The organism is Microbispora sp. ATCC PTA-5024 (genome assembly GCF_000511135.2).
Lineage (GTDB): Bacteria > Actinomycetota > Actinomycetes > Streptosporangiales > Streptosporangiaceae > Microbispora > Microbispora corallina.
The window spans coordinates 662,123-673,783 of sequence record NZ_KI866524.1 but is presented as its reverse complement, the minus strand read 5'-3'; the positions used below and the strand labels follow the sequence as shown (position 1 = coordinate 673,783).

Sequence of the window (11,661 nt, the reverse complement as noted above, 5' to 3'; positions counted from 1 at the left end):
CTAGGAGATGAGTGCTGGTTCCAGCCACCGTGGCAGCCCCGGGGCTGAACAGCGCGCCGTTGAAGTAGCTGACGGCCGTGACGTCGAGGCAGAGATCCGGGCTCCATCAGCCGGTGGAACCACGGCGTTGCATGTCATCGCCGATGGCCCTAGAAGGGCTGCCGCGCGGCTTCCGATCCTCGGGCCTGGCGGCCCTGCGGTCCGGGTCCACTTGGCACCGGATTACAAGGGCGGGCCGTCGGACCAGGTTGCTGCTACAAAGCAACGTGTACAGCAGCGGCACCTCAGACGGTCCCTCGGGGCAACCAGCAGAGGAGGAACGACGCCGGGGACAGGCACACGCGAGACCGGGAGTGCGTCTTCGTCGCCGGCCCGCTGCAGGTTCGCCACAGGACGACGGCAGACGAGGCGATCATGACAGGCGGAGGCGTGTCGCGAGTTGGCGGGCAACCCTTCGTACGCCATGTGGCAGCTCGCCAGTTCGGCTACTCACCGTCATCGTTCAGGCGAGCGGTTGAGATCATCACTGTGGCCCCCTATCGCGATCTTGTTCCGTGGCTGTTCCGTGAGACCTCGTAAGTCACCGAGAGTCCATGGCAGGTACCCAGAGGCGTATGACCTGTTCAGAGGCTAGATCGAGGAGTCAGCCCAGGTCGCCCAGGAGTACGGCGGAGAACACCCAGATCTACGAGGGCACCAACCAGATCCAGCGCGTCGTCATGGCCCGCCAACTGTTGAAGTAGGGGTTGACGTGCAGAAACCCCGCTTCCTCCACGTGGGCGGCGGGGTTCACTGTGTCCTGACGAGGCTCCTCAACGATCACTGTTCCGTGGCCGAAGAGCTCCTTTGCCGGAGCCCACAGGCCGCCGCGATCACCGGAACCAGACGGAAGAGGTCGGGGTGAGCGTGGATCACCGCCTGGACGCGCTCGTCCGACCAAGCGATCAGCCCTGATCGTTCGGTCACACCACCAGGTGGGTCGCCTTGAGGCCGAGAGGTCGAATTCGTGGGCTGCGTGCAAGTTTCAGGCTGCCCTCCTGAACCGCGGCCGTGGTCCTTACGGGGCGGTCAGGGCTTGACCTGGAGACGCACCAAGTCAGGGCGCCACGTTTCTTCGGTTCCGCCCGGCCGTCCGCCTCCGCGCGACTGCAGCGCCTTGACTCGCGTGAAGCGTCCGGTCAGGCTCCTCGGTTGTTCACCGACGGATCGATTGACGGGAGCGTCGACGATGGGTGCTCAACGGCGGCGGAAGCTGCGATCGGCCACGACGCTCGGCGTAGCGGTGTCCTTCGTGGCGGGGACACTGACCGTCCAGGCGGCCCTGGACCCGGCTGCGGCGGCGGCGGGTCCTACGTTGTCGGTGGACCTGTCCGCCGCCCGGCACCCGATCAGTCCGGACATCTACGGTATGAACGGCGCCGACCCGGCGTTCGCCACCGAGATCGGCCTGCCGGTGGCGCGCTGGGGCGGCAACTCGAGCACGCGTTACAACTTCAAGAACCACACCTACAACACGGGAAGCGACTGGTACTTCGAGAACATCGTCGCCGGGCCCGACAACACGGTCGAGGCGTTCGTCAAGACCAACCACGACCGCGGCAGCAAACAGGTCGTCACCGTGCCGATGAGCGGGTGGGTGGCCAAGGACTCGCCCGCCCAGCACCCGTTCGCCTGCGGATTCCCCGCCAGCCGGTTCCCCGCTCAGGACGGATTCGACCAGTGGGACGCCGCCTGCGGCAACGGCAGGCTCAACAACGCGAACCTCACCGGGGCGGTGCCTGAGGACACCTCGATCCCGGTGGACGCCTCGTTCGACGGCGAGATGGTGTCGCATCTCGTGAGCCAGTTCGGTACGGCGGCGCGCGGCGGCGTGTCGATCTACGAGCTCGACAATGAGCCGGTGTTGTGGAACTCCACGCATCGCGACGTGCACCCCGAGGCGGTCTCGTACGACGAACTGGGCGGCAAGAGCACCGCGACCGCCGCGGCCATCAAGGCCGCCGACCCGAGCGCCGCGGTGCTCGGCCCGTCCGGCTGGGGATACTGCGAGTGGGTCGCGTCCGGGGTGGACGGATGTGCGCCGGGCGCCGACGCGGCCGCGCACGGCGGGCTCAACCTGTCGCAGTGGTTCCTGAAGAACATGAAGGACTACAGCGACGCGCACGGCGGCAAGCGCATGCTCAACTACTTCGACCAGCACTACTACCCGCAGATCAACGGCGGGAAGGACCCCGAGTCCAACGCGTGGCGGCTGCGGTCCACGCGTTCGCTGTGGGACCCGACGTACGTCGAGGAGTCCTGGATCGGCCCGACGGGGGTGAACGCGCCGCCGCTGCAGTTCATCCGCAAGATGAAGGAGTGGGTCGCGCAGTACTACCCCGGCACGAAGACCGCGATCACCGAGTACAACTGGGGCGCGCTGGACGACATCAACGGCGCCCTGGCGCAGGCCGACGTTCTCGGCATCTTCGGGCGTGAGGGTCTCGACCTCGCGACCATCTGGGGCGAACCTCAGCCGACGCAGCCCGGCGCCTACGCGTTCCGGATGTATCGCAACTACGACGGCGCGGGGAGCCGGTTCGGCGACGTGAGCGTGTCGGCGGCCAGCAGCGATCAAGGGCAGTTGGCGGTGTACGGGGCGCAGCGCTCGCGCGACAAGGCGCTGACCCTGATGGTCATCAACAAGACCGGCGGTGATCTGACCTCGCCGTTGTCGATCGCCGGACTGCACGGCAACGCCAGGGCGCAGCGGTTCACCTACAGCCCGGCCGATCTCAACTCGATCGTGCGTGGTGACGATCTCCTGGTGCATCAGGGCCGGGTCACTGCGACGTACCCGGCGAATTCGATCACCCTGCTGGTCCTGCCAGGGCATCGGCGTTGATGGTTCCCGGGGAGCGGGCCCTGGTCGGCCGACCTCTCGGGCCTACGTCGAAGTGGACCAGGCGGCAGCTCATCGACGGGATCCGGTGGCGGGTACGGGTCGGGGCTCCCTGACGGGACGCTGCCAGGGCCGGCGGCTGCTGTCGCTGGTGCTGACCGCCGGGCAGCGGGGTGGGCGATGCCCCACAGTTCGAGGCGGTCATGGCCGGTATCCACGTCCCCCGGCTCGGACCTGGCCGGCCCCGCACCCGGCCCGAGATCGCCTGCGCTGCCAAGGCCTACTCCCCAGCTCCTCAACTAGGGGCAGCGAAAGCCGCTTTCTTCGTGTCGGGTCCGATCAGGAGGGCCGCCCGCCCCTTGCCGCCGGCGCGGGTCAATCCGCTCGGTCCCGGCGGAGGGCGGGCAGGTCCGCCCGGGAGTCGATGCCGAGCTTGGGCAGCAACTGCTCCAGGTGTGCGCCGACCGTCCGCCGGGACAGGTAGACCTGCTCGCCGATCTCCTCGTCGGACAGGCCCTCGGCGGCGAGGCGGGCGATGTGCAGTTCCACCGGGGTGAGCTTGTCGCGGGCCGTCAGGACGCGGTCGGCACTGGCCTCCCCGCAGGCGCGCAGCCCGCGCCGGGCCCGGTCGCCCCACGGCACGACGCCCAGTGCGTCGAACGTGTCGCGGGCGGTGCGCAGCAGCGGCCGGGCCGAGCCGGGATCGCCTTGGTCCAGCAGCCATTCGCCGTAGGCCACCTGCACGTACGCCCGGGCGAACGGCCAGCGGGCGTGGTCGGCGGCGAGGGCGTCGGCGAACCGGGCCTGTGCGTCCGCCGGGTCGGCGAGCAGCGCCCGGGCCAGCGGTAGGCCCACGTGCAGCGCGGGCGCGGGCGTCATCCGCGCCACCTCCTCCAGCTCGCGCAGCACCCCCCGCGCCGCGCCGGCATTCCCGCTTCCGGCGGCGGCGTCGGCCCACGCGGCCGCCACGTAGCAGCGCAGCGCGAGCTGGTACGACGGATCGGCGGGGTCATGCAGACGGCGCAGGTGCTCATATGCCTCCTCGTGCCGGCCTTCGCCCAGGGCTGCCAGCCCGCGGGCCATCTGCACGGTGGCCAGCACCGGCCGCACGCCGGTGGCGACGCTCATCGCCTCGGCGCGCGCCGCGAGCTCCCGAGCGCGGTCCGGTTCGCCGCGCACCGCCGCGAGCATCGCCTGGGTGGACACGGCGGTGCCGTACATCTGCGGCTGGTCCGTCTCGAGGGCGAGCCGGGCCGCCTCCTCGGCGGCCGGGATCGCCACGTTCAGGTTGGTCCGGTGCACCGCGCTCCACGCCTGCTGGGCGAGGGAGCGGGTGAGCAGGTAGAGCCGTCCCTGGGCACGCAGCCCGGGCAGCGCCGCCGCGGAGAAGCTCTCTACCTGCTCGAACGCCCCGACGAGCACCGCCGCGGAGCCCAGGAGCCGGGCCGCCTGTGGGTCGATGACGGGTTGCTCGGCCAGCTCCCGCAGTCCGTCGATGACCACGGCGCCGCGGTCGAGCGGCGCGGCGTACGCGAGGATCGCCAGCAGCAGCGGGTTCGCGGCCGGCACCGGCAGGCTTTCGGCGGCCGCGACGATCCGGCGGCGCGCCTCGGCGCCCGGCTCGATCCAGAAGCACTGGAGGGCGGCGCTCCACAGGATGCGCAACGCCTCCTCAGGCCGGCCGTCGGCGGCGACCGACTCGGCGAGGGCGGCGAGCACCTGCGGGCCGGTCGCCCGGCCGTCGGAACCGTCGTTGAGAGTGCCCCGGATCCACCGCAGCTGGGCCTGCTGCCGGGAGGTGAGCGGCAGCAGCTCGGTCTGGCGCAGCAGCCGTACGACGACGTCGCGGCCACCCAGCTCGACCGCCTGGTCCGCCGCCCGGAGCAGCCGGTCGGCCCGCAGGCGCGCGTCCTCGGTGAGCTTGGCCGCCTGCTCCAGCGCGGTCACCGCCTCGGTCGGGGCGCCGCGCTGCGCGACGCGGGCGGCCATGGTGTCCAGCTCGGCCGCGATTTCCTCGTCGGGCCGGGCCGCGGCGGACGCGCGGTGCCAGATCCGGCGGTCGGAGGCGCGTTCGCCACTCTGCCGGGCGAGCGCCTCGGCGAGCGCGGCATGGCCCGCGCGGCGCTGCGGCAGCGTCACGGCCTGGTAGATCGCTGAGCGCATGAGCGGGTGCCGGAACCGGATCTGGGCGGCGTCCGGCTCGATCAGCCCGGCGCGAATCCCCGGCGCCAGGTCGTCGTGCGCGACGGGCCCGGCGGTGAGGACGGCGGCGGCCGCGACCGCCTCCTCCAGCGTGGTGCCGTCGTCGAGGGCCGCGACGAGCAGCAGGGCTCGCGTGGCGGCGGGCAGGTCGCCCAGCCGGGCGCCGAAGGCGCGCTCCAGCCGCTCCGTCAGCGGCAGCCACGGCGAGGAGAGCAGGCCGGCCCCCTGGTCGCGCCATTCGCCGGTCAGTTCCACCAGCGCGAGCGGGTTGCCGGCACCCTCGTCAAGCAGCCGCCGCCGGGTCCGCGGATCCATCCCGGGGGCGCGCGCGTCGAGCAGGCGCGCCGCGGCCGCGTCCGAGAGCGGCGGCAGGACGAGCTCGGGCAGCCCGGCCTCGGCCAGCGCACAGGGCACGCCGTCGCGCAGCGTGGCGACCAGCGCCACCGGCTCGGCCTCGAGCCGCCGGGCGACGAAGGACAGTACCCCTGCGGTGGGCGGGTCGAGCCACTGGCCGTCGTCGGCGAGCACCAGCAGCGGAGTCCGGCTCGCCGCCTCCACCAGCAGGTTGAGCGTGGCGAGCGCGACCAGGTACAGATCGGGGACGGCGGCGTCGATGAGTCCGAGCGCGGCCGCCAGCGCGCGCCGCTGCGGATCGGGCAGCGCCTCGTCGTCCAGCCGGGCGGGATGCAGCAGGCGGTGCAGCCCCGCGTACGGGAGATGGAACTCGGCCTGCGTGCCGGCCGTGGACAGCACCCGCAGCCCGGCGTCCCGGCCCGCGTCCGCAGCAGCAGTGAGCAGTGCGGACTTGCCGATGCCGGGCTCGCCGCGGACGACCAGTGCGCTGCCTCCGTCGCGAAGTCCGCGGACGAGGCCGGAGAGCCGGGCGATCTCCGACTCTCGCCCGAAAAGCCCTGATTTAGCGGATTCGCTGGACATGGTGACATAGTCTCCTGGTGCCGCCTCCCGGTCGAACCGAGCCCGGCCCCGGCACATGCGCAGGCATAGTCGAGGGGGAATCCTGTCCGACGACGTCACCGCTCAGGAACCCCGGCCGGCGCCCGCGTCGCTGCACGGCCGGGACGCGGAACGGCACGCGATCGACGAGGTGATCCGGCGGCTCGGCGCGGGGCTCAGCGACACACTCGTCCTCGTCGGCGAGCCGGGCGTCGGTAAGACCCGGCTGCTGCAGGAGGCGGCTGCGGCGGCCTCGGCCGCGGAGTTGCGGGTGCTCACCATCTCCGGCGTCGAGTCCGAGCTTCCGCTCGGCTTCGCCGCACTGCACCACCTTCTCGCGCCGTTCCTCGATCGGCTCGAACGGATCCCCGGCCCCCAGGGCGACGCCCTGCGGCGGGCGTTCGGGCTGATGCACGGCCCCCCGCCGGACCTGTTCCTGATCGGTCTCGCCACCCTCAGCCTGCTCGCCGAGATCGCGTCCGATCGGCCCCTGCTCTGTCTCGTCGACGACGCGCACTGGCTGGACCGCGACTCCGCCCAGGCGCTCGCGTTCGTCGGCCGGCGACTGCACGCGGAGCGGGTCGGGGTGCTCGTCGCGCTACGCGAATCCCGGAACGCGCTCTTCGAGGGCCTGCCGGTGCGCCCCGTCCGCGGGCTGGGTGACGAGGCCGCCCGCCGGCTGCTCGCAGAGCGCGTCGCCGGGCCGCTCGACGACGCGGTGGCCGAGCGGGTGGTGGAGCAGACCGGCGGCAACCCGCTCGCGCTCATCACCCTCGCCACCGTCCTATCGCCGGATCAGCTCGCGGGCCACACCGAGCTGCCGGTACGGCTCCCGCTGGGCACGCACCTGGAGACGTACTTCCTGGGCCAGGTCCGGGTGTTGCCCCCGGCCACCAGGGAGCTGCTGCTCGTCGCCTCGATCGCGCCCGCGCACGACCAGGCGCTGCTCTGGCGGGCCGCGGCGCTGCTGGGCATGTCCCCGGTGGACGCCGACCCGGCGCTCGCCGAGGGCATCCTGCTGCTCGGCGACCTGGCCGGCGGCAGCGTCACCTTCCGGCACCCGCTCATCCGGGCCGCGGTCTACAACGCGTCCACGCCGGCCGATCGCCGCCGCGCGCACCGCGCCGTAGCGGACTCCAGCGACCCCGTGCTCGACCCCGACACCCGGGCCTGGCACCTCGCCGCCGCCACGTCGGGCACTGATGAGGGCGTCGCCCGGGACCTGGAAGCCTCCGCCGAGCGGGCCGGAGCGCGCGGCGGCTACACAGCCCAGGCCGCCTTCCTGGCCCGCGCCGCCGAGCTCAGCCCGGAGGCGCCGGCGCGCGGCGGCCGGCTCCTCGCCGCGGCCGGGGCGTTCCTGGTCGCCGGGGACATCGCCGCGGTCCGCCGGCTGCTCGACCAGGCGCGGCCGATGCTGAACACCCCGGTCGTCCGGGCGATGGGGGAGCGGCTGCGCGCCGCCGTCGCCAACTTCGACGACCGGGTGGCGCACGCGCCCGCGATCCTGATGGACGCCGCCGCCGCGCTCGGCGGCCGCGACGAGCGGCTGACCCGGGTGATGCTCCGGGAGGCGATGGAGACGGCCATGGTCGCGCTGGAGCACACGGTCGGCACCACGCCGCTCGAGGTGGCCCGTGCCGTGCTCGCCGTACCGGCCGATCCGGCGGGGACGGCGGCCGACCTGCTGGCCCGGGCGTTCGCCACCCGGGTCACGGCCGGGTACCGGGCCGCGGTGCCGCTGATGCGGGCCGCGGTCGCCGAGCTGTGCACGGCGGAGCGGCTCAGCGAGGAGGGCATGCCGCTCGCGCTGCTCGGTGGGCTCGCCGCCGACGAGCTCTGGGACGAGCAGGGACGGTCCGCGTTGCTGCGCCGGCTGGCGGCGTCCGGCCGTGAGAGCGGGGCGCTGCACGCGCTCCGGGTGACGCTCACCCTGCTCGCCGGCAGTGAGCTGCGCGCCGGCCGGATCGCCGTCGCCGACGGGCACTACGCCGAGAACTTCGAGCTGTACGCGATGAGCGGAGTGATGCCACGGGGCGCCCCGCAGTGGCAGATCGAGCAGCTGGTCTGGCAGGGCCGGGAGCAGGAGGCCCGCGCGGCCGCCGACAAGATCGTCCTCATCGCGGCCCAGAACGTTCCGGCCCTGGTCAACCAGGCGGCCCTGGCCATGACGGTGCTGGAGGTCAGCCTCGGCAACTACCGCGAGGCGCTCGACCGGGCCCGCCCGCTGTTCGACCGCGACCCGCCGGGCACCGGCAACCGGGTGCTGCCCGACCTGGTCGAGGCGGCGGTACGGGCAGGGGACCCCGACACGGCACGGCAGGCGCTGGCGCGGCTGGAGGAGCGGGCACCGCTCAGCGGCATGCCCTGGGGACTCGGCCTGCTCGCGCGCAGCCAAGCGCTGCTCGGCGAGCAGACCGGCGGAGCCGTGGAGCCGCTCTACCAGCAGGCGCTGGAGCAGCTCGGGCGTACCCGGATGCGCACCGACCTGGCCCGCACCCACCTGCTGTACGGAGAATGGCTCAGGCGGCACCGGCGCCGCGGCGAGGCGGGGGCGCAGCTGCGTACCGCGCACGAGATGTTCGCCGCGATGGGCGCCGGGATCTTCACCGAGCGCGTCCGGGTGGAGCTCGCCGCGACCGGCGAGCGGGTCGCGCTCCCCGCCGCGCCGGTCGGCCCCGTGCTCACCCCGCAGGAAACCAAGATCGCCACTCTTGCCGCCGAGGGCGCGACGAACGCGGAGATCGCCCGGCGGCTGTACGTCAGCACCTCGACGGTCGAGTACCACCTCACCAAGATCTTCCGGAAGCTGCGGCTCACCTCCCGGAGGCAGCTGCGCGAGCTCTTCAAGGACGGCCCCGCCGGCTGACCCCCGGCCTCTGGACATATTGGGGACTTTCCCTGATTCGGCGGCCCGCCCCGGCGCGGTTCCATGAGGGCGACCGGTCAAGGCGACGCAGGGGGAGGAAACGGTGCTCGCTCACGATCCGCACACCGCCGGGCCCGGCCGGCATCCGGCTTTGCACGCGCGTTTCCTTGAGGTACGCCGGAGGGCGAAGGGGCCCGTCGCCGTCGTCGACGCCCACACCATGTTCGTGAACAGCGCCGCCGCGGGCCTGCTGTCGTCCGCGGACCGAACGCTGCTGTGGGAGTGGGCCGGGCGGCGGCTGAGCACCGGGTCAGGGCGGCGGCACGGACGGCTGACCCTGCCGTCGGGGACGCTGACCGGGAGATGCGAGGGCGTCTACGACGACGAAGTCCTGGCCGGCGCGGTGATCTGGCTGGACGGCCGGCCGGACGAGACCGGACCGGTCTGGTCCCGGCTCACCGATTCGGAACGGACCGTCGCCGAGCACGTGGCCCGGGGGCTCACCAACCGGGAGACGGCCGCCCTGCTGTTCATCTCACCGCACACCGTCGACTACCACCTGCGGCAGGTGTTCCGGAAGTTCCAGGTGCGGTCCCGGGTGGAGTTGGCCCGGCTGATGGCGACCCGGGCCGGTTGAGCCCACGATCGCGGGTTGACGGCGTGCGGGGTCCCGAACGCCGAGGACTACGTGTTCACGTGGGGTGGCTCGCGGGCTGGTTCCCTAGCGTGATGGGTGCACCTGCACTCGGCACGGCGCCCTGATCCTCCGGGCGCACGCCGGTTCCGGCCGCGGAACCCCCGGTCGACCACTCCCGTACGCACACCTGGCGGCCGGCCAGGTCGCGCACGGTCCGCGCTCCACGTCGCGGGTCCCCCCGTCTGCTTGATCACCTGCTGAGAGGTCACCATGAGCACTCCCGTCATCTTCATTCACGGACTCTGGCTCCACGCCTCCTCCTGGACCCCCTGGATCGACCTGTTCCAGGAGGCCGGGTACGCGCCGAGCGCGCCCGGCTGGCCCGGCGACGGCGCGACCGTGGAGGAGTCCCGGGCGAACCCCGAGGCCATCGCCGGTCACGGCATCGACGACGTCGTCGAGCACTACGCGAAGATCATCAATGGTCTGCCGGAACGGCCGATCCTGATCGGCCACTCGTTCGGCGGCATGATCGCTCAGAAGCTGCTCGGGCTGGACCTCGCGGCCGCCGCCGTCGCGATCGACGCCGCGCAGATCAAGGGCGTGCTGCCGGTGCCGCTGACCGCGCTGCGCTCGGCGCTCCCGGTGTTCCGCAACCCCGCCAACCGCAACCGGGCCGTGTCGCTCACCGAGGAGCAGTTCCGGTACGCCTTCGGCAACGCCGTCTCCGAGCAGGAGTCCGGCGAGCTGTACCGGCGCTGGAGCATCCCGGCGCCCGGGAAGCCGCTGTTCGAGGCCGCGACGGCGAACTTCGACCCGCACTCGCCCGCGAAGGTGGCGACCGGGAACGAGGGCCGCGGCCCGCTGCTGCTGATCACCGGCGGCCGGGACCACACTGTGCCCGAGGCCGTCACCCTGGCCACCCTGAAGCAGTACCGGCACTCCGCCGCGGTCACGGACCTCCACGAGTTCCCTGACCGGGCGCACTCGCTCACCATCGACGGTGGCTGGCGCGAGGTCGCCGACGTCACGCTGGCCTGGCTCGCCCGCCAGTCGCTCTGAAGGCGATCAGCTGCCCGAGCAGCTCATCGACGGGCACGAGGAAATCTGGATGGACCGCCTCACCTACTCCCTCGACGTCCGCAAGGGCGCCATCGTCCCGGCACAGGTCCGGGAGTTCGCCCGTTGCCTGCGCGACGACGCCCACCTGCGGGCGGGCCTCGAAAGAACAACCGGCCGAACGCACCCGGCTCCTGCTCGCCTTCCTCGACTGAGATGTGGATCCCCATCATGATGAACCGACCCCTACGGCGGCGCGGTGCGATGATCACGCTGGCCGTCCTCGCTCTGCTCACGCTCGGCGTCCCGGCCTCGGCCGCCGGCCGTCCCGATCGTCCGAAGCCGACCATCGTGCTCGTGCACGGCGCCTGGGCCGACGCGTCGAGCTGGTCGGACGTGACCGGCCGGCTGCAACGGCTCGGGTACACCGTGCTCGCCGCGCCCAACCCGCTGCGCGGGCTCGGTAGCGACGCCGCGTACCTGTCGGCGTTCCTCGCCCAGCGGACCAGCGGCCCTGTCGTCCTGGTCGGGCACTCGTACGGCGGCGCGGTCGTGACCAACGCGGCCGGCACCGACCCCGACGTGAAGGCGCTCGTGTACGTCAACGCGTTCGCGCCCGACAAGGGTGAGACGGTTCTCGGGCTGCAGGGCGGTGGCGACCCGAGCGCGCTGTTCGACGTCGTGGCCTACCCGGGGGCGCCCGCCGGAGACGTGGACCTCTACATCAAGCCGGCGGTGTTCCCGCAAGCCTTCGCCGGTGACCTGCCGGCCGCCACGGCTGTCCGGCTGGCCGCCGCGCAGCGCCCGATCGCGCTGAGCGCGCTGCAGGAGCCGTCCGGGGCGCCCGCCTGGAAGACGCTGCCGAGTTGGTACCTGGTAGGCATGAAGGACGGCATCCTGCCGCCGTCGCTGCAGCTCACCATGGCGAACCGGGCCCACAGTCATGTCACCGAGGTCGCCGCGTCGCACCTGTCCATGCTGTCGCGGCCGCAGGCCGTGGTGGACGTCATCGTCGCCGCCGCCACGTCCGTCCGCTGAACCCGCGCGTGGCCCCGCCTCCGG

Annotated in this window: 6 protein-coding genes; 5 read left to right on the top strand and 1 reads right to left on the bottom strand. The window is 72.8% G+C overall.

The window, feature by feature from the left end; genetic code table 11:
• The first annotated feature begins 1,291 nt into the window (after positions 1 to 1,291).
• Entirely contained in the window at positions 1,292 to 2,884 is a 1,593-nt protein-coding gene (locus tag MPTA5024_RS23670; protein WP_198167340.1) for a glycoside hydrolase family 44 protein, read from the top strand.
• A gap of 372 nt (positions 2,885 to 3,256) precedes the next feature.
• Here the strand turns inward: MPTA5024_RS23670 and MPTA5024_RS23665 are convergent, their stop codons facing one another.
• Positions 3,257 to 6,019, bottom strand: coding sequence for an ATP-binding protein (locus MPTA5024_RS23665; RefSeq protein WP_036328079.1), 2,763 nt, complete (start codon positions 6,017 to 6,019; stop codon positions 3,257 to 3,259).
• Between the two features lie 55 nt (positions 6,020 to 6,074).
• On the opposite strand from MPTA5024_RS23665, the gene MPTA5024_RS23660 reads away from it, so the two are divergent.
• From MPTA5024_RS23660 to MPTA5024_RS23640, 4 genes are all read left to right on the top strand, one after another.
• A complete protein-coding gene (locus MPTA5024_RS23660) occupies positions 6,075 to 8,903 on the top strand; it encodes a helix-turn-helix transcriptional regulator (RefSeq protein ID WP_084369937.1) in 2,829 nt (942 codons plus the stop codon).
• 103 nt (positions 8,904 to 9,006) lie between these two features.
• Complete coding sequence (locus tag MPTA5024_RS23655; RefSeq protein WP_036328076.1) at positions 9,007 to 9,540, top strand: helix-turn-helix transcriptional regulator; 534 nt, start codon at positions 9,007 to 9,009, stop codon at positions 9,538 to 9,540.
• Positions 9,541 to 9,810: 270 nt separating this feature from the next.
• Positions 9,811 to 10,602, top strand: a complete 792-nt coding sequence (locus MPTA5024_RS23650) for an alpha/beta hydrolase (protein WP_036328073.1) — start codon at positions 9,811 to 9,813, stop codon at positions 10,600 to 10,602.
• 228 nt (positions 10,603 to 10,830) lie between these two features.
• On the top strand, positions 10,831 to 11,637 hold the full coding sequence (locus MPTA5024_RS23640; RefSeq protein WP_084370010.1) for an alpha/beta fold hydrolase: 807 nt from the start codon (positions 10,831 to 10,833) through the stop codon (positions 11,635 to 11,637).
• The last annotated feature ends 24 nt before the right edge of the window (positions 11,638 to 11,661 follow it).